Annotated in this window: 21 protein-coding genes and 1 pseudogene; 9 read left to right on the top strand and 13 right to left on the bottom strand. The window is 66.8% G+C overall.

What is annotated here, in order from left to right:
• The first annotated feature begins 327 nt into the window (after positions 1-327).
• The 4 genes and pseudogenes from AC0CH3_RS17450 to hslU all read left to right on the top strand — a co-directional run bounded on the left by AC0CH3_RS17450 (position 328) and on the right by hslU (position 3,343).
• Complete coding sequence (locus AC0CH3_RS17450) at positions 328-864, top strand: glycoside hydrolase family 108 protein (protein WP_354303721.1); 537 nt, start codon at positions 328-330, stop codon at positions 862-864.
• A 71-nt stretch (positions 865-935) separates the two neighbouring features.
• Positions 936-1,163 (top strand): annotated as a pseudogene (locus AC0CH3_RS17445) (3TM-type holin); the annotation flags it as partial.
• A gap of 200 nt (positions 1,164-1,363) precedes the next feature.
• Positions 1,364-1,906 (top strand): ATP-dependent protease subunit HslV, encoded by a 543-nt coding sequence (gene hslV / locus AC0CH3_RS17440; protein ID WP_333995057.1) that lies wholly within the window; start codon positions 1,364-1,366, stop codon positions 1,904-1,906.
• Between the two features lie 123 nt (positions 1,907-2,029).
• Complete coding sequence (hslU, locus tag AC0CH3_RS17435) at positions 2,030-3,343, top strand: ATP-dependent protease ATPase subunit HslU (protein ID WP_465238107.1); 1,314 nt, start codon at positions 2,030-2,032, stop codon at positions 3,341-3,343.
• Between the two features lie 542 nt (positions 3,344-3,885).
• On the opposite strand, the gene AC0CH3_RS17430 is transcribed toward hslU, so the two are convergent.
• The 3 genes from AC0CH3_RS17430 to AC0CH3_RS17420 form a co-directional block, all read right to left on the bottom strand.
• Complete coding sequence (locus AC0CH3_RS17430) at positions 3,886-4,152, bottom strand: hypothetical protein (RefSeq protein WP_056017092.1); 267 nt, start codon at positions 4,150-4,152, stop codon at positions 3,886-3,888.
• A gap of 57 nt (positions 4,153-4,209) precedes the next feature.
• Positions 4,210-5,637, bottom strand: coding sequence for a DEAD/DEAH box helicase (locus AC0CH3_RS17425; RefSeq protein ID WP_333995054.1), 1,428 nt, complete (start codon positions 5,635-5,637; stop codon positions 4,210-4,212).
• Between the two features lie 246 nt (positions 5,638-5,883).
• Positions 5,884-6,624: a Crp/Fnr family transcriptional regulator gene (locus AC0CH3_RS17420; RefSeq protein WP_465238106.1), complete on the bottom strand. Its 741-nt coding sequence runs from the start codon at positions 6,622-6,624 to the stop codon at positions 5,884-5,886.
• A gap of 284 nt (positions 6,625-6,908) precedes the next feature.
• Here AC0CH3_RS17420 and AC0CH3_RS17415 point away from each other — a divergent pair, with 284 nt between their 5' ends.
• Complete coding sequence (locus AC0CH3_RS17415; protein ID WP_056017084.1) at positions 6,909-7,145, top strand: DUF6894 family protein; 237 nt, start codon at positions 6,909-6,911, stop codon at positions 7,143-7,145.
• A 72-nt stretch (positions 7,146-7,217) separates the two neighbouring features.
• On the opposite strand, the gene AC0CH3_RS17410 is transcribed toward AC0CH3_RS17415, so the two are convergent.
• The 7 genes from AC0CH3_RS17410 to AC0CH3_RS17380 all read right to left on the bottom strand — a co-directional run bounded on the left by AC0CH3_RS17410 (position 7,218) and on the right by AC0CH3_RS17380 (position 12,042).
• On the bottom strand, positions 7,218-7,631 hold the full coding sequence (locus tag AC0CH3_RS17410; protein WP_056017081.1) for a VOC family protein: 414 nt from the start codon (positions 7,629-7,631) through the stop codon (positions 7,218-7,220).
• A 206-nt stretch (positions 7,632-7,837) separates the two neighbouring features.
• A complete protein-coding gene (locus AC0CH3_RS17405) occupies positions 7,838-8,680 on the bottom strand; it encodes a tetratricopeptide repeat protein (protein ID WP_465238105.1) in 843 nt (280 codons plus the stop codon).
• Complete coding sequence (locus AC0CH3_RS17400; RefSeq protein WP_354303731.1) at positions 8,677-9,444, bottom strand: alpha/beta fold hydrolase; 768 nt, start codon at positions 9,442-9,444, stop codon at positions 8,677-8,679. The genes AC0CH3_RS17405 and AC0CH3_RS17400 overlap by 4 nt, the downstream gene beginning before the upstream one ends.
• Positions 9,445-9,481: 37 nt before the next feature.
• On the bottom strand, positions 9,482-9,685 hold the full coding sequence (locus AC0CH3_RS17395) for a helix-turn-helix transcriptional regulator (RefSeq protein WP_056017075.1): 204 nt from the start codon (positions 9,683-9,685) through the stop codon (positions 9,482-9,484).
• On the bottom strand, positions 9,682-10,086 hold the full coding sequence (locus tag AC0CH3_RS17390) for a hypothetical protein (RefSeq protein WP_354303733.1): 405 nt from the start codon (positions 10,084-10,086) through the stop codon (positions 9,682-9,684). Before AC0CH3_RS17390 ends, AC0CH3_RS17395 begins: the two co-directional genes overlap by 4 nt.
• Before the next feature lie 240 nt (positions 10,087-10,326).
• Entirely contained in the window at positions 10,327-10,581 is a 255-nt protein-coding gene (locus AC0CH3_RS17385; protein WP_056017068.1) for a DUF6356 family protein, read from the bottom strand.
• Between the two features lie 36 nt (positions 10,582-10,617).
• Positions 10,618-12,042 (bottom strand): UDP-N-acetylmuramate--L-alanine ligase, encoded by a 1,425-nt coding sequence (locus tag AC0CH3_RS17380; protein ID WP_354303734.1) that lies wholly within the window; start codon positions 12,040-12,042, stop codon positions 10,618-10,620.
• Positions 12,043-12,090: 48 nt separating this feature from the next.
• Here AC0CH3_RS17380 and AC0CH3_RS17375 point away from each other — a divergent pair, with 48 nt between their 5' ends.
• The 4 genes from AC0CH3_RS17375 (at position 12,091) to AC0CH3_RS17360 (ending at position 19,073) form a co-directional block, all read left to right on the top strand.
• Entirely contained in the window at positions 12,091-12,906 is an 816-nt protein-coding gene (locus AC0CH3_RS17375; protein WP_354303736.1) for an LD-carboxypeptidase, read from the top strand.
• A 387-nt stretch (positions 12,907-13,293) separates the two neighbouring features.
• Entirely contained in the window at positions 13,294-15,285 is a 1,992-nt protein-coding gene (gene thrS, locus AC0CH3_RS17370; protein WP_354303738.1) for a threonine--tRNA ligase, read from the top strand.
• 102 nt (positions 15,286-15,387) lie between these two features.
• Complete coding sequence (infC, locus tag AC0CH3_RS17365; protein WP_056017057.1) at positions 15,388-15,918, top strand: translation initiation factor IF-3; 531 nt, start codon at positions 15,388-15,390, stop codon at positions 15,916-15,918.
• 305 nt (positions 15,919-16,223) lie between these two features.
• Complete coding sequence (locus AC0CH3_RS17360) at positions 16,224-19,073, top strand: TonB-dependent receptor (RefSeq protein WP_354303740.1); 2,850 nt, start codon at positions 16,224-16,226, stop codon at positions 19,071-19,073.
• 202 nt (positions 19,074-19,275) lie between these two features.
• Here AC0CH3_RS17360 and AC0CH3_RS17355 read toward each other — a convergent pair whose 3' ends face one another.
• From AC0CH3_RS17355 to AC0CH3_RS17345, 3 genes are all read right to left on the bottom strand, one after another.
• Positions 19,276-21,144, bottom strand: a complete 1,869-nt coding sequence (locus AC0CH3_RS17355) for an ABC-F family ATP-binding cassette domain-containing protein (RefSeq protein ID WP_465238104.1) — start codon at positions 21,142-21,144, stop codon at positions 19,276-19,278.
• A gap of 374 nt (positions 21,145-21,518) precedes the next feature.
• The gene (locus AC0CH3_RS17350) at positions 21,519-22,316 is read right to left on the bottom strand and encodes a LytR/AlgR family response regulator transcription factor (protein ID WP_031393111.1); all 798 of its coding nucleotides are present in this window, start codon (positions 22,314-22,316) and stop codon (positions 21,519-21,521) included.
• Complete coding sequence (locus tag AC0CH3_RS17345) at positions 22,313-23,491, bottom strand: sensor histidine kinase (RefSeq protein WP_354303744.1); 1,179 nt, start codon at positions 23,489-23,491, stop codon at positions 22,313-22,315. The genes AC0CH3_RS17350 and AC0CH3_RS17345 overlap by 4 nt, the downstream gene beginning before the upstream one ends.
• Position 23,492: the final 1 nt, after the last annotated feature.

The following is a 23,492-nucleotide window of genomic DNA, read 5'->3' as shown; positions in this document are numbered from 1 at the left end:
GTGGTGGGGGGGGGCTGCGGTTTCTACTTCGTCATCCTGGGCTTGACCCAGGATCCAGGGTTGCGGGGGGTGGCGCTGCTTGGCTCTGGATCCTGACTTTCGTCAGGATGACGGGGTGGTTGGTAGGGCGTGTTTCCTGCTGCGTCATCCTGGGCTTGACCCGGGATCCAGGGTTGCGGGGGGTGGCGCTGCTTGGCTCTGGATCCTGACTTTCGTCAGGATGACGGGGGGGTGGGGGGTGTTTGTCTTTTACCATTGACGGCTCTGATCTTGCTTTTCGCTAACCTATATGGTTATAAGGGGATGGGCGAGTCGGGGGAATTTGGGATGGAGATCGGCGAGCGGATCGACGACGTGATCGATCGTGAGGGGGGGTATGGCGATCATCCGGCGGATCGCGGGGGGGCGACGCGGTTCGGGATCACGCAGGCGGTGGCGCGGGCGCATGGCTTTGCGGGGGACATGCGGGTCTTTCCGCGGGCGGCGGCGGTCGCGATCTATCGGCAGGCTTACTGGATTGACCCCGGATATGAGGGGGTTGGCAAACTCGCGCCGGATATTGCGGGCGAATTGTTCGACACCGGGGTGAATATGGGGCCGGCGGTCGCGAGCGGGTTCCTGCAGCGCGCGCTTAACGCGCTCAATCGCGGGGCGAGCGATTATCCCGATCTCGTCGTCGATGGCCGGATCGGACCGGGGACGCTGGCTGCGCTGGCGGGGTTCCTCAAGCGACGCGGCGCGGGGGGCGAGGCGGTGCTGCTCAAGGCGATCGAGGCGTTGCAGGGCGAACGCTATGTCGCGCTGGCGGAGCGGCGGCCGGCGAACGAGGCGTTTCTTTATGGCTGGCTCGCCAACCGGGCGTGAGGCGGAAAGCGCCATCTTTCCAAGGGGGTGTCATGACGAGAGGCGTTGAGGAGGGGGCGGCGCTGCCCGCCGATCCGTGGGTGACGCGGGCGCGGCCGGGGTTCCTGTATGTCATGTACGCGTTGCTGCTGGGGGCGATCCCGGTGGGGCTGCTTGCGGCGGTGCGGCCGGGGGCGGCGCAGGCGATCGCGCGCGGAATGTCGGCGTATCTGAACGCGATACCCGAGCCGCTCTATGCGCTCTTCGGGACGGGGTATCTGGGGTACACCGCGGCGCGTGAATGGGGGAAGCGGCGGTGAGCGGCGCTTGCGGGCGGGCACTAAGCGTGGGGTTTGCGGCTCTGGATCCTGACTTTCGTCAGGATGACGGGAAGGGGGAAGGTAACCGGGACGCTGACAGGGAAGTCGAGCGGGAGGGCGACAGGGTCGGTGCAGCGAACCGTTGCGTGGTCGAAAGCGCACCCTACATCGCTGGCATGAGTGCACATGATCCCCACGCCATGCCCGTCTGGCACGGCACCACCATCCTTTCGGTCCGGCGCGGCGGCAAGGTCGTCGTGATCGGCGACGGCCAGGTCTCGATGGGCCAGACCGTCATGAAACCCAATGCGCGGAAAGTGCGGCGGCTCGGCGACGGGTCGGTGATCGGCGGGTTCGCCGGCGCGACCGCGGATGCCTTCACGCTGTTCGAACGGCTCGAACGCAAGCTGGAGCAGCATCAGGGGCAGTTGCTCCGGGCCGCGGTCGAGCTTGCCAAGGACTGGCGGACCGACAAGTTCCTGCGCAACCTCGAGGCGATGATGATCGTCGCGGACAAGGACGTGACGCTGATCCTGACGGGCAATGGCGACGTGCTCGAGCCCGAGAACGGCGTCGCGGCGATCGGGTCGGGGGGCAATTACGCGCTCGCCGCGGCGCGCGCGCTGGTCGAGTATGAGAGCGATGCGGAGGTGCTGTGCCGCAAGGCGATGGCAATCGCGGGCGAGCTCTGCGTCTATACCAATGACCGGCTGACGGTGGAGTCGATGGACTCGACCAGCTGACGCCCGGAAGCCCCTCCTCTTCAGGGGAGGGGTTGGGGTGGGGCGCTTCACCAGGCGCGCACCCTGCGGATAGTCCCCACCCCCAACCCCTCCCCTGAAGGGGCGGGGCGAAGAAGAGTAATCATGAACGACCAGCTTACCCCCAAGGCCGCCCTGTCGCCGAAGCAGATCGTCGCCGCGCTCGACGCCCATATCATCGGCCAGGCCGCCGCCAAGCGCGCGGTCGCGGTCGCGATGCGCAACCGGTGGCGGCGCCAGCAGCTCGACGAGGATCTGCGCGACGAGGTGACGCCGAAGAACATCCTGATGATCGGGCCGACCGGGTGCGGCAAGACCGAGATCAGCCGGCGCCTCGCCAAGCTCGCCGACGCGCCGTTCGTCAAGGTCGAGGCGACCAAGTTCACCGAGGTCGGCTATGTCGGGCGCGACGTCGAGCAGATCGCGCGCGACCTGGTCGAGGAGGCGATCCGGCTGGAGAAGGAACGCCGGCGGATCGCGGTGAAGGACAAGGCGGAGGAGGCGGCGATGGGCCGGCTGCTCGACGCGCTGGTCGGCAAGGATTCGAGCACCGCGACGCGCGAGAGCTTCAAGCAGCGGTTCCTCGACGGGCATCTGAACGCGGCCGAGGTCGAGATCGAGGTCGAGCAGACGCCGACGACGCCGTTCGAGATCCCCGGCGGTGCGCCGCAGATGATCAACATCGGCGAGATGATGAAGTCGCTGGGCGGCGGGCAGCAGCTGAAGCGCCGCAAGCTGACGGTGACCGCGGCGTGGGACAAGCTGGTCGAGGAAGAGGCGGACAAGCGGCTCGACCAGGACGAGGTGAGCCGCGTCGCGCTGGCGGATGCCGAGGCGAACGGGATCGTGTTCCTCGACGAGATCGACAAGATCGCCGTGTCGGACGGGCGCGGCGGGTCGGTGAGCCGCGAGGGCGTGCAGCGCGACCTGTTGCCGCTGATCGAGGGGACGACGGTTGCGACCAAATACGGGCCGATGAAGACGGACCATATCCTGTTCATCGCGAGCGGGGCTTTTCATGTGGCGAAGCCGAGCGATCTGCTGCCCGAGCTGCAGGGGCGGTTGCCGATCCGCGTCGAGCTGAAGGGGCTGACCGAGGGGGATTTCGTCGCGATCCTGTCGGATACCAAGGCGTCGCTGCCGCTGCAGTACAAGGCGCTGATCGCGACCGAAGGCGTCGAGATCAGCTTTACCGAGGACGGCATCGCCGCGATCGCGCGGATTGCGGCCGAGGTGAACGCCGAGGTCGAGAATATCGGCGCGCGGCGGTTGCAGACGGTGATGGAGAAGCTGCTCGAGGAGGTCAGCTACAATGCCGAGGATCGCGGCGGGTCCAGCGTGGTGATCGACGGGGCGTATGTGGATAGTCAGCTGAAGGAGATTGCGCGGAATACGGATCTCAGCCGGTTCGTGCTGTAGGCGGCGGGGGGCTTCTTTCGTTATCCTAGGCTTGACCCAGGATCCAGGGTTACGGGCGGTGTCGTTCGTGGCTCTGGATCCTGACTTTCGTCAGGATGACGGGGGTGGGGCGGGTGGCTTCACCTTGGCCCTGATGCGCGGCGATCGCCCTTCTTCCGTCATCCTGGGCTTGACCCAGGATCCAGGGTTACGGGCGGTGTCGTTTTTGGCTCTGGATCCTGACTTTCGTCAGGATGACGGGGGGGTGGCTTCACCTTCGCCTCGATGCGTGGTGCTCGCCCCGCTTTCCGTCATACTGGGCTTGACCCGGGATCCAGGGTTATGGGCGGTGTCGTTCGTGGCTCTGGGTCCTGACTTTCGTCAGGATGACGGGGGGGGTGGCTTCACCTTCGCCTCGATGCGTGGTGCTCGCCCCGCTTCCGTCATCCTGGGCTTGACCCAGGATCCAGGGTTATGGGCGGTGCCGTTCTCGGCTCTGGGTCCTGACTTTCGTCAGGATGACGGGGGTGGGGATGGGGCCGCCCCCGTGTAACCGGGTGGCGTCAGAGGATGACGGTTTGGGGTTTGGCGTTCTTGATGCCCGCGAGGATCATCGCCTCCCAGACCGCGGGGTCGCCCGCGGCGGCCATGGCCTTGTCGGGTTCGCGCAGCGTGCGCAGGACTGCGAGCGCGTCGGGTAGATAGTCGGCCCAGGCATCGTCGATCAGTCGCGATGCGGATTCGGCGTCGCCGCCCGCATTCGCGCTGATCCGCTGGCCGGCGAGCACGCGTGCGATGCGCTCGGCGACGGGGGTAGTGGAAACGTCCATGATCCTTCTCCTCGCGACCCTGCATACAGCAAACCCGCGAGGGGAGGATATGGTCCGTTAGCGTGCGGCGCTCGGACCGGCGCCGCGACCGCCACGGCCGCCGCCGCCACCGGCCGGGCGACCACCGCCCTGGCCACCGGGACGACCGCCGCCCTGCGGACGACCGCCGCCGCCGCCCTGGCCACCGCCCTGACCGCCACGGCTCGCACCCGCATAGTTGCGGCCGGTGCTGCCCGTCGCGCGCGGTGCATGCGTCGCGCGCGGACGCGCCGGATCGCGCGGACGGTCGATCCGGACCTCGGGATCGGCGCCCATCGTCTTGACGCGAGTCTGCTTGATCTGGTTCGACAGGTTGACGAAATCGTCCGGCAGCGCGCGGACCGTCACCTTCTGGCGCGTGATCCGCTCGATGTCGCGCAGATAGGCCTTCTCGTCATCCGCGCAGAACGCGACGGCGATGCCGCTGGCGCCCGCACGCGCGGTACGGCCGATGCGGTGGACATACTGCTCGGCGACGTTGGGCAGCTCGAAGTTGATGACGTGGCTGACGCCCGAGACGTCGATGCCGCGCGCGGCGATGTCGGTCGCGATCAGGACCTTGACCTTGCCCTGCTTGAACTCGCCGAGTGCGCGCTCACGCTGGCCCTGGCTCTTGTTGCCGTGGATCGCGTTCGAGGCGATGCCGTTGCCCGCGAGCAGCTTCACGACGCGGTCGGCGCCGTGCTTGGTGCGCGTGAAGACGAGCGCGCGGTCGATCGCCGGATCGCCCAGCGTGATCGTCAGCAAAGCCTGCTTTTCCGACTGGTTGCAGAAGGTGACATACTGGTCGACGCGCTCCGCGGTCGTCGCGGCGGGCTTGACCGACACCGTCTTCGGGTCGAGCAGGAACTGCGAGGCGAGGTCGCGGATCGCGGCCGGCATCGTCGCCGAGAAGAAGAGCGTCTGGCGCTTCTTCGGGAGCATGCGGACGATCTTCTTGAGCGCGTGGATGAAGCCCAGGTCCATCATCTGGTCGGCTTCGTCGAGCACGAGGATCTCGATCATCGACAGGTTGCAGAAGCCCTGCTCGATCAGGTCGATCAGGCGGCCCGGCGTCGCGACGAGGATGTCGACGCCGCGGCTGAGGTCCTGGCGGTTCTTGTTGATGCTGGTGCCGCCGAACACGGTGGTCACCGACATCTTGCTGAACTGGCCGTAGGCGCGTGCGCTGTCGGCGATCTGGCTGGCGAGTTCGCGCGTCGGCGCGAGCACGAGCATGCGGCAATGCGTCGGCAGGACGCGCTTCTGGTTTTCGGTCAGCCGCTGGATCGAGGGGAGCACGAACGCGGCGGTCTTGCCGGTGCCGGTCTGCGCGATGCCGAGCAGATCGCCGCCCTCGAGCAGGATCGGGATCGACTGTGCCTGGATCGGCGTCGGCTCGGTATAGCCCTTGGCTTCGAGCGCACGGACGAGCGGCTCGGCAAGGCCGAGGTTTGCAAATGACATGTAGAGTCTCTCAAATATGCCGGGCTCGCGAATCCACGAAGCGGACGCACGAGGGGCGGTGGTGTTTTGACACCCCGCGTGAAAAGGGAAGCCCGTTGGAAACGACCGAGGCGGAGCTTAGACCGTAAAGGTCCAATCACGCTGCATTACGCCTCGATCCGGTGCAGATGGTCGATAAGGACCAAAATGTCAAGCGCAGGGGGGCTGGCCGGCCTCGCGGTGGGGGCCTTGGCCTGGCCGCGCGCTTCAGCGGCGGAACTGGTCGAGGTGGAGATAGCGTTCGTTGAATTCGGCGGCGTCGCGCAGCGCGTGCCAGTCCGCGACGCCGATCTGGCGCTTCTGGCGGGTGATCAGCCCCTCGGTCTCGAGCGACTTGAGCACGCGGTTGACATGGACCGGGGTGAGCCCGAGCGCATCGCCGATCTGCTCCTGCGTCATCGGCAGTTCGTAGCCGTCGTCCTCGGTCATCATCGACGAGGCGCGCAGCCGTGCGGCATATTCGCAGAGCAGGTGCGCGAGCCGCATCTTGGCGTTGCGGCGACCGATGTTGAGCAGCCACTCGCGGTGGATCGACGCCTCGATCAGCACTTCGGTCCACAGCGCGCTTGCGATCCGCGGACATTGCGCGACCGCCTCGCGCAGCGCGGGGATCGCGATCTCGGCGACGGTGATCCGCGTCAGCGCCTGGACGTCGTGATCCGATTCCTCGAGGAACAGGTTCTGCAGGTCGATGAAGTCGCCGGGCATCAGGATCGAGACGATCTCGCGCTCGCCATTGGGGGTGAGCTTCTGGCGATAGGCGAACCCCTCGATGACGAACGCGCAGCGCTGCGGCCGCTGCCCCTCGCGCACCATATAGGTCGACTGCGCGATCGTCCGCAGCTTGAACGGCAGGTCGGCGACGGTCGCACGGTCGCCGTCCGTCAGCGCGACGCGCGTGGACAGCTTGGCGATCAGATGATCGGTAACAACGGTGGATCTTTCCACATGAACTCCGCATCGAGGCGGGAGCACATCGAAACTCTCAGTCGCCTCGACCATGTCTAGACGAACCCCATTTCTAAAACTCTATCACAGGAGGCACGGGCTGGCTTATACATAGGTTAGGAAAACCCCCGTATGGAACCACCGCGCCAAGGAGGCGTAGTCCACAACGCAGGAAAGGCGCATTTCGCGACGTCGTATATAAGGGAAACTACGTAGGGCGATCAATCGGACCGCAGGCGCTCGCGCCCTCGCCGATCGGGACCCCGCCGATCAGGACATCGTCAATGCCGTGGTTTCACTTCCATCTCTCCATCGGAGACGCGGTGATCGAGGACCCCGAGGGGCTCGAACTGCCCGACCGGACCGCGGCGATCCGCCAGGCGCTGGTCTCGGTGCGCGAGATCCTCGCGGAGGACATCCGGATGGGCCGTACCGACCTGACGCTCCAGCTCGCGCTGGCGGACGAGACCGGGGTGTTCCACGTCACGACCTGTACCGACGCGATGGCAACGAAAGTCTAGCGGGCGGGGTCTAGCGGGGGGAGCCGCCGGCGCGAGCCGCGGCGGCTCCCGGTCCGCGCCTACCAGTGGCCCCTACCAGTGGCCGGTGTTGGGCATCGACGCCCAGGGCTCGGCGGGGTCGAGATGACCGTCCTGGAGCAGCTCGATCGAGATGTTGTCGGGGGTGCGGACGAACGCCATGTGGCCGTCGCGCGGCGGGCGGTTGATCGTCACGCCCGCGTCCATGAGCCGCTGGCACGTGTCGTAGATATTGTCGACGCGGTAGGCGAGATGGCCGAAATTGCGGCCTTCGCCATACTCTTCCGGATCCCAGTTGTGCGTCAGCTCGACCTCGGCGGACTCGTCGCCGGGCGCGGAGAGGAAGATGAGCGTGAAGCGGCCCTTCTCGTTTTCCATGCGGCGCGCTTCTTTGAGCCCGAGCAGCTCGAAGAACGCGATCGTCTTGGCCGGATCGGTGACCCGGATCATCGTGTGGAGATATTTCATGGACGGCCTTTTCCGTTGGACCGCCGGTAGATAGGCGGCGTCCGGGTGCGGTTCCAGAGGGGGCGACACGTCATCCCTGCCCGTCATCATCGCGACGGCGGGGATCCATAGTCGCACCGTTCATGATAGAATCGTGAGGGTCGCCAGTCTGGGTTCCCGCCTTCGCGGGAATGACCTTGGGGGTACGGGCCCGCCTGTCGCGCCGGTCAGGGTTTGGGCGGGTCGAACTGGCGGAGCGCGGCGACCGCGTTGCGCGCGGTGGGGGTGTCGGGGGCGAGGCGTGCGGCTTCGGCCCAGGCGGCGCGGGCGCGGTCCTCGTCACCGCCCGCCGCGGCGATGTTGCCCGCCTCGAGCTGGACCGAGGCGTCGTCGGCGGAGCGCTTGAGCGCCTCGGCGATGTCGCCCTTCGCGCGCGGCAGATTGCCCATCCGCCGCGACAGCGTCGCCGACAGCAGCCACGCGAGCGGATCGTCGCCCGCGGTCGTCAGCGCGAGGTCGATGTCGGTGCGCGCGGCGTCGAGATCGCCCGCGGCCACCAGCGCACGCGCATGGTCGAGCCGCGCCTCGCCGAGCTGCAGCCCCTCGAGCGTTCCTGCGGTCAGCGCCGAATCGAGCGCGAGCCGTGCCTTGGCGGGGTCGCCCGCCGCCAGCCAGGCATTGCCGCCCTGCGCCCAGTAGTTCGCGGCGCGGTCGTCCTTGGCGAGCTGCGCCTCGCGCGCGGCGCTCTCGAATTCGTCCGCGGCCGAGCCCCAGTTCTTCTCCGCGGCGAGGGCGAGGCCCGCGCATTGCCGTGCGACGTACCCGCCGCCCGCGATCCGCCAGCGACCCGCCTCCGCGCGCGCCGCCGCCGGATCGATCGCGATCATCGTGACGCAGCGTGAAAACCGCGCCTCGCGATTGTCGACCGGACCCGAAGGCTTGGCCGGCTTGGCCTGGGCCGGCGCGGTCCTTGCCGGGGGGCGGGCGGACGCGCTGGTCGCCTGCGCGGGCGACGCGGCGGGCAGCAGGGCGGGAGCGATCAGCGCGGGAGCAAGCAGCATCAACATCATAGCGGGGCGATCACATCCTCGACCGCGCGGATGATCAGCGCGATATCGGAATCGCGTGACAGGCGGTGGTCGCCGTCCTTGACGAGCAGCGTCTGCACATCGGCTGAACGAAGCAGATCGGCGAGGCGGGTGGTGCGCAGCCACGGCACCTCCGTGTCGCGCTGGCCCTGGAGGAGGCGGACGGGGCAGGTGACCTCGATCCAGCCGAACATCAGCCGGTTCGCCTCGCCCGACGACCAGAAGGCGCGCGTATAGACGGTGGGCTGGGGGCCGTAGCTGTTGGGGCGCTCGAGCCGGCCCGCGCTGAGCAAGGTCAGCTTTTCCTCGGGCGTGAAGCCCCAGTCGGTGAAGTCGGGCGCGGGGGCGATGCCGACGAGTGCGGCGACCAGATCGGGGCGCAGCCTGGCCACCAGCAGCATCAGCCAGCCGCCGAGCGACGAGCCGACGAGCACCGCGGGGCCGTTGCCGAGCGCCTCGAGCATCGCGATCACGTCGTCGCGCCAGTCGACCAGCGTCTGGTCCTCGAACGCGCCCTCGCTCTGGCCGCAGCCGCCATAATCGAAGCGGAGGAACGCGCGGCCCTGCGATTTCGCCCAGGCTTCGAGCGTGACCGCCTTGGTGCCCGCCATGTCCGAGCCATAGCCCGAGAGGAAGACGATCGTCGGGCCGGTGCCCTCGCTGTGGTGATAGGCGAGGCGGGGGCGTTCCTTGGCGGGAGCGGGGACAGGAGCGGGAGCGGGCGTTGGGGCGGGCGTGTCGGTCATGCCACGGCTTTAGCCAGACCGGGCGGGCGGGGCTAGGTCAAGAGGGGGCCGACGGGCTGGTGAAGATGTCCTCGATCGCGAGGCCGAACAGCTCGGCGATGCGGAAGGCGAGCGGGAGCGAGGGGTCGTAGCGGCCGGTCTCGATCGCGTTGACGCTCTGGCGCGAGACGTCGAGGCGGTCGGCGAGGTCGCTTTGGCTCCAGTCGCGTTCGGCGCGCAGGACTTTGAGGCGGTTCTTCATGCGGCGCGGCGCATCGTCAGCGTGTTGATGCCGCTGCCGACGCCGAGCCCGCCGAACCACAGCACCGCGATGTAGAAGGATTCGACATGGCCGACGATCTCGAACGATTCGAGAAAGCCCCAGATCGTGGCCACGCTGAGCGCGAAGCCGGTCGCGTAGAAGCTCTGTCGCGCGGTGAGCATGCGGATATATTCGTCGGTCTCCTCGACCAGATACCGCCCCATCGCCGCGAACACGCCGATGATCGGCAGCGCGGGAAGGATCGCGACGACGACCGCGAGCGGGCCGCTGACGAGCTGGTGGTTGAACGCGTAGATCGCGGTCATCAGGAACGCGGCGTAGAGCAGGCAGAGGATGATGACGGTGCTGTTGTAGCGGCGGATGGCGCGACTGCGTGACATGGAAAGCTCCCTTGCTGATTGGTAAAGGGAGCTTGTCATTTGCGCGTGTGGGAGTCAAGGGGGCTTTACAAGGGGCGCTGGTGTCTCACCGCCGTCATCCTGGGCTTGACCCAGGATCCAGGGTTACGGGGCGCAGCGCTGTTGGGCTCTGGGTCCTGACTTTCGTCAGGATGACGGGTGGGGGGGGGCGGCGCTTACCGCCGTCGTCCTGGGCGCCCGCTTTCGCGGGGGGGCGCGGGGTCAGATGATGAATTCGACCGTCTTCATCTGCGTCTGGTCGGCCGCCACCGCGCCGCGTTTGGCGACCATCTGGCGGTGGAGTTCGCGGACCGTGTCGCTGCCGCGGGTCTTGCAGAGCGCCGGGACGACCGCGTGGACGAGCGCGCCGAGGCCGCCGGCGATCATCGCCACGCCGAACCGGCCCGCGACGCCGAAATGCTCGGCATAGCTTTCGCCGACGGTGGCGGGATGGTCGAGGAAGAGGCGGCGGAACATCGGCGGGTCTCCGGACGGGCTGGTGCGGCTATCCTATCAGCCGGCGAGGGATTCGACCATGGTCGCCGCGAGCAGCCCGAGCGTGTCGTCGCGCGCGCCCATCACGACGATGCGGTCGCCGGGGCGCGCCTCGGCCACCAGCAGCGCGGCAGCGTCGGCGCGGTCGGCGTTGTGGCGGGCGTCGCGGTCTTGCGCGGCGATCCGGGCGACGATGTCGGCGCTGGTGACCTCGCGGGTGACGGTGCCGCCATAATAGGCCGGGTCGGGGAGGACGAGCAGGTCTTCGGGCGCCATCCGCTCGACGAAGGTGGCGACGAGTTCGGTCCCCATGACCTTCAAGGGGCCATAGCCGTGCGGCTGGAAGAGGATCAGCAGGCGGCCGGGAAACGCGTGGAGCGTGTCGAGCGTGGCGGCGATCTTGTCGGGGTTGTGGCCGAAATCGTCGATCACCGCGACGCCGTTCGCCTCTCCCACCAGGTCGAAGCGGCGGCGCAGGCCGGTGAAGCTCGCGAGCGCTTTGACCGCGTCGGGGAGCGACACGTCGGCGGCCATCGCCGCGCCGATCGCGGCGAGCGCGTTCGAGACGTTGTGACGGCCGGGGACGGCGAGCGTCACGCGCGTGCGGACGCCGCGGGAGACGAGGTCGAAGGCTATCGCGAAGGGTTCGGGCTTGAGGTTTTCGGCGCGGAGGTCGGCGGAGGCGTCGATCGCGAAGGTCGTGACCTGGCCGCGGGGGAGGCGCGACGCGAGCGCGGCGGCGTCGGGGTCGTTGGCGTTGACGACCGTGGTCTCGGCCTTGGCGATGAAGGCACCGAAGAGCGCGCGGAGTTCGTCGAGCGACTTGTGGTCGAGGCTGACATTGTTGAGCACCGCGATCTTCGGCGCGTACTGCGCGATCGAGCCGTCGCTTTCGTCGACTTCGCTGACGAACGCGTCGCCTTCGCCGACCAGCGCGCTGGCGAAGGGGGCGTCGGGCCCTGCGAAGTTCTTCATCACCGCGCCGTTCATCACGGTCGGGTCGCGGCCGGTGGTGTGGAGGATCCAGCCGATCATGCCGGTGACGGTCGACTTGCCGCTGGTGCCGGCGACGCCGATCGGGAGGCGGCTGTCGTTGAACAGCGAGGCGAGCATCGCCGCGCGGGTCGAGCGCGTGCAGCCCTGCGCGTCGGCGGCGATCATGTCGGGGACGGTCGGCTCGATCGCGGCAGACGCGATCACGATCTGGTCGGGCGAGACGATGCCGCTGCCGTCCTGCGGGAAGAGCGCGACGCCCTTGGCGGCGAGATCGGCGAACTTGGCGGGGACGCGGCCCTGGTCGAGATTGCGGTCCGACCCCGCGACGGTCGCGCCGCGGCCCGCGAGGATCATCGCGAGCGGCATCATGCCAGACCCGCCGATGCCGACGAAGAAATAGGCGGGCTGGTCGGTGGCGGGCTGGTCGGAGGGGTTGGTGATATCCATGCGACCGCGCTATCGGCGGTTGCGTAACGGGGCAAGACAGGACGAACCATGCGCATCGGTGTTCTCGCCGCGTCGAGCCGGACCAACCCTTCGGCGATCCCCGTGATGACCGCCTATGTGGCGCGCGCGTTTCCCGAGGTCGAGCTGGTGTTCCATCCGCAATGCACCGCGACCGACGGGCATTTCGCGGGGTCGGATTTCGCGCGCGCGGCGGCGTTTCTGGAATATGCGAACGATCCGGCGTTCGACGCGATCTGGTTCCTGCGCGGGGGCTATGGCGCGAACCGGATCCTGCAGATGGTGATGCCCGAGCTGGGGCGCGGGGCGCGGCACAAGATTTATCTCGGCTATTCGGATGTCGGGTTCCTGCTGGGGGCGCTCTATGCGCGGCGGATCGGGCGGGTGGCGCATGGGCCGATGGTGAGCGACATCAACCGGCATGACGGCGAGGCGACGGTCGCGCGGTCGCTCGGGTGGATGGCGCGGGGGGATCGCAGCGGACTCGAGCCGGGGCTCGGGGGGCAGCCCTCGGCGGCGTTCAACCTGTCGATCCTGACCTCGCTGATCGGGACGCCGTGGCTGCCCGACCTGACCGACCACGTGCTGATCGTCGAGGAGGTGTCGGAGCCGATGTATGCGATCGACCGGATGCTGTTCAAGGTGGCCAATGCGACGCAGCTGAAGGGGATTGCCGGCTTGCGGCTCGGGGCGGTGACCGCGGTGCAGGCGAACGAGCCGGCTTGGGGGGAGACGCTGGATTACATGATGGTGCGGTGGGCGCGGGATATGGGGGTGCCGTATCTGGGGCGGGCCGAGGTGGGGCACACGCAGGCGAACCATGTGGTGCCGTTTGGGGTGGCTTGAGGGGGGCTGTTCGTTGCCGTCATCCCGGGGTTACGGGGCGGGGTGCTGCTTGGCTCTGGATCCTGACTTTCGTCAGGATGACGGGGGGTGGGGATGGCGGCTCTCGCTTCTCGTCATCCTGGGCTTGACCCAGGATCCAGGGTTATGGGGGGTGCTGCTTGGCTCTGGATCCTGACTTTCGTCAGGATGACGGGGGGGGGGGATGGCGGCGCTCCCTTCTCGTCATCCTGGGCTTGACCCAGGATCCAGGGTTGCGGGGGTGGTGCTGCTTGGCTCTGGATCCTGACTTTCGTCGGGATGACGGAAGGGGTGTCGGTGCGTGGCGGGTTGCCTATATCGGCACCGCGACGGCATAAGCGCCGTTCTTCCATCACGAGAAAGTTCCTCATGTCTGCCATGTTCCGCATTACGCTTCCCGACGGCTCCGTCCGCGAGGTTGCGCCCGGGACTACGCCCGCGGATGTCGCCGCGGCGATCGGGCCGGGGCTCGCCAAGGCGGCGCTTGCTGCGCGGATCGACGGGCAGGTGCGCGATCTGAGCCGGCCGTTCGAGGGGGATACGCAGCTGGCGCTCGTCACCGCGCGCGACGAGGCGGATGCGCTCGAGCTGGTGCGGCATGACCTGGCGCATGTGATGGCCGAAGCGGTACAGCATCTGTTCCCCGGCACGCAGATCACCTTCGGGCCGGCGACCGATGACGGCTTCTATTACGACTTCGCGCCGAAGGACCGGCCGTTCACCGACGAGGACCTGCCCGCGATCGAGGCGGAGATGCGGGCGATCATCGCGCGGAACGAGCCGTTCCTGCGCGAGGTGTGGTCGCGCCAGCAGCTGATCGACCGCTGGACCGAGCAGGGCGAGACGTTCAAGGCCGAATGGGCCGCCGAACTCCCCGAGGGCGAGGAGCTGACGATCTATCGCCAGGGCGAGTGGCTCGACATGTGCCGCGGGCCGCACATGGTCTCGACCGGCAAGCTCGATCCCGCCGCGTTCAAGCTGACGCGCGTGAGCGGAGCCTATTGGCGCGGCGACCAGAAGAACGCGATGCTGAGCCGCATCTACGGCACCGGCTGGCTCAACAAGAAGCAGCTCGACCAGCACCTGTTCCGGCTGGAGGAGGCCGCCAAGCGCGATCATCGGAAAATCGGGCAGGAGATGGACCTGTTCCACCTCCAGAGCGAGGCGCAGGGGTCGGTGTTCTGGCATCCCAACGGCTTCGTGCTGTGGCGCCAGCTCGAGGCGTATATGCGCCGGCGGCTCGATGCGGCGGATTATGCCGAGGTGAAGACGCCGCAGCTGATGGACGCCAAGCAGTGGGAACAGTCGGGGCACTGGGGCAAGTATCGCGAGAACATGTTCGTGGTGCCCGACGAGATCCCCAATGTGGAAGACGAGGGCGCGGTGCTGTCGGGCGAGGGCGACCTGATGGCGCTCAAGCCGATGAACTGCCCGGCGCACGTGCTGATCTTCAAGCAGGGGATCAAGTCGTATCGCGACCTGCCGATCCGGATGGCCGAGTTCGGCTGCTGCCACCGCAACGAGCCGCACGGCGCGCTGCACGGGATCATGCGCGTGCGGCAGTTCACGCAGGACGACGCGCATATCTTCGTCCGCGAAGACCAGCTGGTCGAGGAGGTGCGCAAATTCTGCGAGCTGCTCGACAGCGTGTACAAGCATCTGGGCTTCGAGGATTATGCGGTGAAGCTCGCGCTGCGCCCCGAGAAGCGGTTCGGCGACGACGCGATGTGGGACAAGGCCGAGGCCGAACTGCGCGAGGCGGTGATGCAGTCGACGCTGTCCGACACGATCAAGGCGAATTTCGAGGAGCTGCCAGGCGAGGGGGCGTTCTATGCGCCGAAGCTCGAATTCCACCTGACCGATGCGATCGGGCGGACGTGGCAGGTCGGCACGATCCAGTCGGACCGCGTGCTGCCCGAGCGACTCGATGCGTCGTACGTGGGCGCGGATGGCGAGCGGCACCGGCCGGTGATGCTCCACCGCGCGATTCTGGGCACGTTCGAGCGGTTCATCGGCATCCTGATCGAGCATCATGCCGGGCGCTTCCCGCTCTGGCTGGCGCCGGTGCAGGTGGTGGTCGCGACGATCGTGTCGGATGCGGACGAGTATGCGCACAGTGTGGTCGCCGCGCTGCGCAAGGCGGGGATCCGCGTCGAGACCGACCTGCGCAACGAGAAGATCAACTACAAGGTGCGCGAGCATTCGCTGGCCAAGGTGCCGGTGCTGTTCGTGGTCGGCAAGCGCGAGGCGGACGAGGCGACGGTCGCGATCCGGCGGCTCGGCAGCCAGGGGCAGGAGATGCTGTCGCTCGACGAGGCGGTGGCACGCCTTGCGGTCGAGGCGCGCGCACCCGATATGTGATGTCGTAACGGGCCGGCTATCCGCGCAAGCGATTTTACGCTATGAGTCGGCCCAAATACTGCGTCAGAAACAACAGGAGCAACCCCCATACGTCCTCCCACGATGCGCCGGCCCATGCAGACTCCCGCGATGAACGGCCCGCGATTCAACGAATTCATCCAGAGCCAGAAGGTCCGCGTGATCGATCACGAGGGCGAGAATCTGGGCGTGATGTTCACGCGCGAAGCGATGGAGCAGGCGGCCGAGCTCGGCCTCGACCTGGTTGAGGTTTCGCCCAACGCCGATCCGCCCGTCGCCAAGTTCCTCGACGTGGGCAAGTTCAAGTACGAGGCGCAGAAGAAGGCGAACCTCGCACGCAAGTCGCAGAAGACGCAGGAGATCAAGGAGATCAAGATGCGTCCGAACATCGACGACCATGATTACGACACGAAGATGAAGAAGGTGAACGACTTCATCGGCGAGGGCGACAAGGTCAAGATCACGCTGCGCTTCCGTGGCCGCGAGCTGAGCCACGGCCAGCTGGGCATGAACCTGTTGAAGCGCGTGCAGGACGACGTCGCGGAGATCGCCAAGATCGAGGCATACCCGCGCATGGAAGGCCGTCAGATGCTGATGGTGCTCGCGCCCAAGTAAGCGATGCACGCAGCACCCCCGGCCAAGGCTCGTGCCGGCCGGGGGCGGCTTGTAAAAACTTCCTGTAAATAATTTCGGGGTCGTCGGGTCCGTGCGTTGCGCCAGACCCGCCTCCGCCAGCCAGCCGTAGCGTCAAGCGCGTGTCGCGCCGGGTCCCGTCGGGGCCCGGTGTTGCGCATCTGCGACACAATTGCCGGAAAGCGTTTGCCGCATACGGAAATTGATGGACGTTGACGCAGGTTTCTCCTTACCTCCTGACCAAACCGGATATTCGAACTAATTCGAAGCCGCCAGGAGAGATGCCCATGCGTATGACCGCGTATCTGTTGTCTGCCGCTGCTACCGTCGCGCTCGCCGCGCCCGCCTATGCGCAGGACGTCCCGACGACGCAGCCCGAGGCGCAGACCGTACCCTCAAACGCCTCGGGTACGGCGGCGGGATCGGTCGACGCGCAGCAGCCGCCGGTCGCGGTCAACGACACGCCGCAGCCGGTCAACGCAGGTGACATCGTCATCACCGCCACCCGCCGCTCCGAGCGGCTGTCGAACGTGCCGATCGCGGTGTCCGCCGTCGGCCAGGCCGCGCTGCAGAATTCGGGCGCGACCGACATCCGCCAGATGACGCAGCTCGCGCCGTCGCTGCTGATCTCGTCGACCGGCTCGGAAGCGAACGCCTCGGCGCGTATCCGCGGCATCGGCACGGTCGGTGACAATCCCGGTCTCGAAAGCTCGGTCGCGGTGTTCATCGACGGCGTCTATCGCAGCCGCACGGGGTCGGGGCTCAACGATCTCGGCGAAGTCGACCGGATCGAAGTGCTGCGCGGGCCGCAGGGGACGCTCGCCGGGCGCAACGCGTCGGCGGGCACGATCAACATCCTGACCAAGCTGCCGTCGTACCAGTTCGGCGGCTATGCCGATGCGACCTACGGCAATTACAACAATATCCGCATCGCGGGCGGGCTGACCGGGCCGATCATCAAGGACAAGCTGGCGTTCCGCCTCGACGGCGTGTTCGGCAAGCGCGACGGCTATTATTACGACGTCATCAACAAGACCGATTACAACGACCGCAACCGCTATTTCGTGCGCGGGCAGCTGCTGTTCGAGCCGAGCAGCGACGTGTCGGTCCGCCTGATCGGCGACTATACGCGGCGCGACGAGAAGTGCTGCGGTGCGGTCTATATCGACACGCGCGAGAAGATCGACCCGACGCCCGGCGTCCCCGGCGACTTCGCGATCAACCCCGCGGGCAACCGCATCCAGCAGGTCATGCAGAGCATGGGCGCGGTGTTCCCGAGCCAGGGCGACCCGTATAACCGCCGCATCGCCAACACGCTGGGCCGCGCCTATTCGAACATCACCAAGGATTATGGCGGCTCGGGGCAGATCGACGCCAATCTGGGCTTCGCGCAGCTGACGTCGATCACCGCGTACCGCGAGTACAAGTCGGGCGGCGCGGCGGACATCGATTACGGCAATCTCGACATCGGTTACCGCGCGGACGACGGCAACAGCTATCGCCAGTTCCACACCTTCAGCCAGGAAGTCCGGCTGAACGGGTCGCTGTTCAACGACAAGCTCGACTGGCTGATCGGCGGCTATTTCTCGAAGGAAGACCTGGTCGTCGCGGACAATCTGAAGTTCGGGACGCAGTACGGCGCGTTCGCGGCGTGCCGGATCGTCGCGACGGTCAGCCCGATCGCGGCGCTGCGCAACCCCAACGCGCCGGGCTGCCTCGGCACGACGCCCGTCGCGGCGTTCGGCGGGGCGACCGGGCGGCAGGCGTTCGGCGCGAATTTCGGCCAGCTCGCGCAGCCGATCCTCGGCATGATCGACCGGCTGAGCGCGCTCAACAACCTGGGCGATCAGCGTTCGACCTATTACCAGGACAGCAAGAACTACGCGTTCTTCACGCACAACATCTTCAAGGTGACCGACAAGCTGTCGATCACGGGCGGTCTTCGCTACACGCACGAGCAGAAGGATTTCCACGCCGACTTCAACAACAACAACACGCTCTGCCCCGCGCAGCAGGCAACCGGCAGCCAGGTGTTCGCCGGGATCGCGGGCGCGCCCGGCCTGACCGCGGCGCAGCGTGCGCAGCTCAACCAGATCGTCGGCGGGATCGTCACGCTGACCTGCACGGGGAACTCGACCTCGGCGCTGAACGCACTCGACCTCAACGACGGGTTCAAGGAAGGCGAGTTCAGCGGCACGGGTATCGTGTCGTACAAGCCACGCACCGACACGCTGCTCTATGCGTCCTATTCGCGCGGCTACAAGGCGGGTGGCTATAACCTCGACCGGTCGGATCTGACCGCGAACGTCTTCGCGGCGCCGACCAATGCCAGCGCGAGCCGGCTGCGGTTCGATCCCGAGACGGTCAACGCGTACGAAGTCGGGCTGAAGTTCACGTCGAGCGACTTCACGTTCAACGTCGCGGGCTTCCGCCAGGAGTTCAAGAACTTCCAGCTGAACACGTTCAACGGCACCAACTTCATCGTCCAGAACATCAGCTCGTGCGACACCAGCCTGAACGGTGCGGATCGCGATGCGAGTGCTGCGACGGGCGCGTGCACCGGCGACGTGAAATACGGCGTGCAGTCGCAGGGCTTCGAGCTCGAGGCGGGGCTGTTCCCGGTCCGCAACGTCGCGGTCAGCCTCGGCTACACGTTCGTCGACACCAAGTTCAAAAACAACCTGGTCGGATCGGAGACGGGCGAGGCGCTCGACCCCGCGCTGTTCCTGCTGTCGGGCAACAACGTCTCGAACGCGCCGAAGCACACGGTGACGGCATCGACGACCTGGACGCCCGATCTGGGTTCGTCGGGGATCACCGGGCTGTTCTATCTCGATGGCCGCATGACGAGCGACTACAACACCGGGTCGGACCTGTTCACCGAGAAGACGCAGGACGGCTTCTTCCTGATGAACGCACGCGTCGGCATCCGCGGGCCCGCGCAGAAATGGGCGATCGAGCTCTGGGCGCAGAACCTGCTCGACACCGATTACCAGCAGGTCGGGTTCAACGCGCCGTTCCAGGGTGCGGGCAACCTCGACCAGGTCAAGGCGTTCGGCGGCGTGGGGAACCAGATCTTCACCTCGTACCTCGCCGAGCCGCGGACCTACGGCCTGACGCTGCGCACGCGGTTCTGATCGTTCGACAGGGCTAAGGGGAGGCCGGTCCGCTCGGGTGAGCGGGCCGGCCTTTTTCGTTTGTGGCGGGGCTTTCGTTCACGTCCGTCATCCTGACGAAAGTCAGGATCCAGGATAACTCAGCGGGACGTTCGTGGCTCTGGATCCTGACTTTCGTCAGGATGACGGGGGGGCGTGACGGGACGGGGCGCCCCCCCCAAGGTCAGGCGGCGATCGATTCGAGCGCTTCGCTGGCCTCGAGCCACTTGGCCTCGCTTTCCTCGAGCTTGGCGTTCACTTCGGCGCGGCGCTTGCTGAGGTCGCCCATCGACATCCGCGAGAAGCGCGGCTCGGCATTGGCCGGGTCGATCATCGCGCGGTCGATCGCGTTGCGTTCCTTGGTGAACTTGGCGGTCTGTTCCTCGACCTCGCGGAGCGCCTTGCGCAGCGCGGCGTCGTTGCTCTTCGCGTCCGCGGCGGCCTTCTTGCCCGCCTTCTTGTCGGCCTTCGACGCGGCATCGCCCTTGCCCGCGTCGCCCTTGAGCACGAACGCGATGTAATCGTCGAGGCTGCCGTCGAATTCCTTCGCGGTGCCGTCGTCGACCAGCACGAGGCGGTCGGCGGTCAGCTCGAGCATGTGGCGGTCATGGCTGACGAGCACGACGGCGCCGGTATAGGCGTTGAGCGCCTGGACGAGCGCCTCGCGCGCATCGACGTCGAGATGGTTGGTCGGCTCGTCGAGGATGAGCAGATGCGGTGCGTCGCGCGTGATGAGCGCGAGCGCGAGGCGCGCGCGTTCGCCACCCGACAGCTTGCCGACCTTGGTCGTCGCCTTGTCGCCCGAAAAGCCGAACCGGCCGAGCTGGCCGCGCACCGCGGCGGGCGTCGCGCCCTTCATCAGATGCGACATATGCTCGATTGGCGTGTCGGTCGGGTCGAGCTCCTCGACCTGATACTGCGTGAAATAGCCGACCTTCATCTTGCCCGACGACGCCATCTCGCCGTCCATCGGCGTCAGCTGTGCCGCGAGCAGCCGCGCGAGCGTCGTCTTGCCGTTGCCGTTGCGCCCGAGCAGCGCGACGCGGTCGTCGGGATCGAGCCGCATGTTGAGCCGCTTGAGGATCGGCACGTCGGCATAGCCGACCGTCGCCATGTCGAGCGTGATGAGCGGCGGACGCAGCTCGGTCGGGTTGGGGAAGCCGAACGAGAGCGTGGGATCATTGTAGCTCTCGGCGATCGGCTGCATCTTCGAGAGCATCTTCTGGCGCGACTGGGCCTGCTTGGCGGTCGAGGCGCGCGCGCTGTTCTTGGCGATATATTCCTGCAGCTTCTCGCGCTGCACCGCCTGATTGGCGCGTGCCGCCTCGATCTGCGCGAGACGCTCGGCGCGCTGGCGCTCGAACGCGTCATAGCCGCCGGGGTAGAGCGTGATCTTGCCGCCCTGCAGATGCAGGATGTGATCGACGACGTTGTTGAGGAAATCGCGCTCGTGGCTGACGACGACGATCGTCGCCTTGTAGCTCTTGAGGAAGTCCTCGAGCCACATCACCGCTTCGAGATCGAGATGGTTCGATGGCTCGTCGAGCAGCAGCAGGTCGGGCTGCGAGAACAGCAGCGCGGCGAGCGCGACGCGCATCTTCCAGCCACCTGAGAAGCTGTCGAGCGTGCGGGCCTGCATCTCCTCGTCAAAGCCGAGGCCGAGCAGGATCTGCGCGGCGCGCGCGGGCGCGGTGTACGCGTCGATCGCGATCAGCCGCTCGTACACGTCGCCGAGGCGATCGGGATCTTCGCTCGTCTCGCTCTCGAGCATCAGCGCGGCGCGTTCGAGATCGGCCTCGAGCACGGTCTCGAACGGGGTCTTCACACCGTGCGGCGCTTCCTGCGCGAGATAGCCGATGCGCGCGCCCTTGGGCATGTCCGCGGAGCCGTCATCCGGTTCGAGCTGGCCTGCGATCACGCGCACCATCGTCGACTTGCCCGCGCCGTTGCGCCCGATCAGCCCGACTCGGCTGCCCGGCGGCAATGCGGCACTGGCGCCATCGAGGATAACGCGTCCGCCAAGGCGCACCGTGATATTGTTCAGGTTCAGCATGGCCGCGGGCGTTAGCAGATGCAGCACGGTTTTACGAGGGGGCGGGGTGAGGGGGCGGGCTCATACCCGGTCAGCCCGGTTGTTTTCGCCCACGGCCGCCGCCCCACGTTTGCCGTCATCCTGACGGAGGTCAGGATCCAGAGTTGCGGGCGGTGGCGGTTGGGGCTCTGGGTACTGACTTTCGTCAGGATGACGGGGGTTTTGCTGGTCGGGTTGCGGGGTTTGGATGCGCAGCGCGGCCGCTTGGTTGCTGGCCCATGGCGGCCGCCCGACCCTTGTCGTCATCCTGACGGAGGTCAGGATCCAGGGTTGCGGGCGGGGGCGCTTGCGGGTCTGGGTCCTGACTTTCGTCAGGATGACGGCAGGGGGATGGATCAGTGGACGAAGCGTGCCACGACGTCGCGGTAGGAGCGCGAGACCTTTACGCTCGCGCCCGAGTTCAGCACGAGGAAGCATTCGCCGTTGGTATGCGGCTTGACCTGCTTGACGAGGTCGAGGTTGACGATCGTCGAGCGGTGGACGCGCTGGAAGCGGCGTGGGTCGAGGCGCTTTTCGAGGTCCTTCATCGTCTCGCGCAGGATCAGCGTGTTGTCGCCGGTGTAGATGCACATGTAATCGCCCGCCGCGTCGATCCGCTCGATCGTGTCGACGTCGACGCGGAAGATCTGGCCGCGATCCTTGATGTTGATGAGCTTTTCGAAGCGGTTGGCAGAGACCGCGTCGCCGTCGGGCATGTCGGCCGCCGCATCAGGGGCGACGTCGGCGAGCACTTCGCGCAACCGGTCGACTTCCTCGACGCCGCGCTTTTCCGACAGGCGCTGGCGGACGCGCTCGATCGTGTCGGCGAGCCGCGATTCCTCGACGGGCTTCATCAGATAGTCGACCGCCTGCGCCTCGAACGCGCGCAGTGCGTGGTCGGAATAGGCGGTGACGAAGACGAACAAAGGCGGCTCGACCTCCATCAACCCCTGCACGACGGAGAAGCCGTCAAAGCCCGGCATCTGGATATCGAGGAAGACGAGATCGGGCTTGTGCGTCTTGATCGCACGAATCGCCTCGCGGCCGTTCGAGCATTTTTCGATGATCTCGACGTCTTCATGCGCCTGGAGGCGCAGTTCGAGCCCCTGGATCGCCAACGGCTCGTCGTCGACGAGAATGGTACGGATGGTCATGCGGCCTCTCTGTTCACGTCTTCAAGCTGATAGGGAATCTCGATCTCGACCGAGAAGCCCCCAGCGGGCGTGGAGCGGGTTTCGAAACGATGGTCGGGCCCATATGCCTGCACCAACCTGTCTCTAATATTAGCGAGCCCCACGCCGGTGGAAAGGCTTGGACTGATCCGGCCATCGATCAAGCCCGGTCCGGTATCGGATACGGCGATCTGCACCCGTTCCCCGGCCAGCCGCACGGTAACACAGATTTCCGCGCCCTCTTCCTGCGGCGTGACCGCATATTTGATCGCGTTCTCGACCAGCGGCTGGAGCAGCAGCGACGGCAGCCGCGCACGTTCGGCGCGCGGATCGATGTCGAACTTGGGGCGCATCCGGTCCTCGAAGCGCATCTTCTCGATCTCCAGATACAGCTTCAGCTGGTCGACCTCCTGCGCGACGGTGACGTGCGCGGTCGGCTCGTTCGCCAGCGTATAGCGCAGGAACGACGACAGCCGCGACAGCATCGCGTTCGCGCGCTCGGTCTGTTTGAGCAGCACCAGCGTCGAGATCGAGTTGAGCGTGTTGAACAGGAAATGCGGATTGAGCTGATAGCGCAGCATCGCGAGCTGCGCCGACGACGCCTGGTTCTCGAGATGCTCCATCTGGTCGATCTGCTGCTCGACGATCAGGTAGAAGTTGATCCCGAAATACAAGGCCGACCAGCCCGCCAGCGTGACGAAGTTGAGGAACACGAAGCCGAGCATCCGCGTGATCGTGATCCCGGGGGTCGCGGTCTGGATGAACGAGAAGGAAAAGGCGTCGAGCACCGCGTAGAGGAAGGTCGCGGCCGCCAGCGTCGCGATCGTCAGGAACAGCCCGATGAGGCGCGGGATGCGGCGATAATAGCCGTACATCGTCGAGAGCAGCAGCGTGATGCAATAGCCGACGATCGCCTCGATGATGACGGGGATGATCGAGGTGAGCGTGAGCCCGTTCGAGACCGACGACACGCCGCGCAGCATCAGATAGCCGCTCCACCCGACCGCCTGCAGCGTCCAGAACGCGCGCGCCTTGTTCTCGAAGAACGGCCGCGCCGAAAAGGGCAGGCGCGGCGTCGTGCCGGGATACGCGGCAGGCGGCGCGGCGGGGATCTTGCCGGCGGCGGTGCCGGGGGGCGGGGCGGGGGAACTGGCCATG

The organism is Sphingomonas sp. AC449, assembly GCF_979253475.1.
Note: the sequence above shows the minus strand (reverse complement) of the source record. Positions and strands in the feature narration are given on the sequence as shown.

Bases quoted from the DNA above. Each gene is read 5' to 3' on its own strand.
- AC0CH3_RS17450 (WP_354303721.1), top strand. From the start codon at position 328: ATGGAGATCGGCGAGCGGATCGACGACGTGATCGATCGTGAGGGGGGG.
- hslV (WP_333995057.1), top strand. From the start codon at position 1,364: ATGCCCGTCTGGCACGGCACCACCATCCTTTCGGTCCGGCGCGGCGGC.
- hslU (WP_465238107.1), top strand. From the start codon at position 2,030: ATGAACGACCAGCTTACCCCCAAGGCCGCCCTGTCGCCGAAGCAGATC.
- AC0CH3_RS17430 (WP_056017092.1), bottom strand. From the start codon at position 4,152: ATGGACGTTTCCACTACCCCCGTCGCCGAGCGCATCGCACGCGTGCTC.
- AC0CH3_RS17425 (WP_333995054.1), bottom strand. From the start codon at position 5,637: ATGTCATTTGCAAACCTCGGCCTTGCCGAGCCGCTCGTCCGTGCGCTC.
- AC0CH3_RS17415 (WP_056017084.1), top strand. From the start codon at position 6,909: ATGCCGTGGTTTCACTTCCATCTCTCCATCGGAGACGCGGTGATCGAG.
- AC0CH3_RS17410 (WP_056017081.1), bottom strand. From the start codon at position 7,631: ATGAAATATCTCCACACGATGATCCGGGTCACCGATCCGGCCAAGACG.
- AC0CH3_RS17405 (WP_465238105.1), bottom strand. From the start codon at position 8,680: ATGATGTTGATGCTGCTTGCTCCCGCGCTGATCGCTCCCGCCCTGCTG.
- AC0CH3_RS17400 (WP_354303731.1), bottom strand. From the start codon at position 9,444: ATGACCGACACGCCCGCCCCAACGCCCGCTCCCGCTCCTGTCCCCGCT.
- AC0CH3_RS17395 (WP_056017075.1), bottom strand. From the start codon at position 9,685: ATGAAGAACCGCCTCAAAGTCCTGCGCGCCGAACGCGACTGGAGCCAA.
- AC0CH3_RS17390 (WP_354303733.1), bottom strand. From the start codon at position 10,086: ATGTCACGCAGTCGCGCCATCCGCCGCTACAACAGCACCGTCATCATC.
- AC0CH3_RS17385 (WP_056017068.1), bottom strand. From the start codon at position 10,581: ATGTTCCGCCGCCTCTTCCTCGACCATCCCGCCACCGTCGGCGAAAGC.
- AC0CH3_RS17380 (WP_354303734.1), bottom strand. From the start codon at position 12,042: ATGGATATCACCAACCCCTCCGACCAGCCCGCCACCGACCAGCCCGCC.
- AC0CH3_RS17375 (WP_354303736.1), top strand. From the start codon at position 12,091: ATGCGCATCGGTGTTCTCGCCGCGTCGAGCCGGACCAACCCTTCGGCG.
- thrS (WP_354303738.1), top strand. From the start codon at position 13,294: ATGTCTGCCATGTTCCGCATTACGCTTCCCGACGGCTCCGTCCGCGAG.
- infC (WP_056017057.1), top strand. From the start codon at position 15,388: ATGCGCCGGCCCATGCAGACTCCCGCGATGAACGGCCCGCGATTCAAC.
- AC0CH3_RS17360 (WP_354303740.1), top strand. From the start codon at position 16,224: ATGCGTATGACCGCGTATCTGTTGTCTGCCGCTGCTACCGTCGCGCTC.
- AC0CH3_RS17355 (WP_465238104.1), bottom strand. From the start codon at position 21,144: ATGCTGAACCTGAACAATATCACGGTGCGCCTTGGCGGACGCGTTATC.
- AC0CH3_RS17350 (WP_031393111.1), bottom strand. From the start codon at position 22,316: ATGACCATCCGTACCATTCTCGTCGACGACGAGCCGTTGGCGATCCAG.
- AC0CH3_RS17345 (WP_354303744.1), bottom strand. From the start codon at position 23,491: ATGGCCAGTTCCCCCGCCCCGCCCCCCGGCACCGCCGCCGGCAAGATC.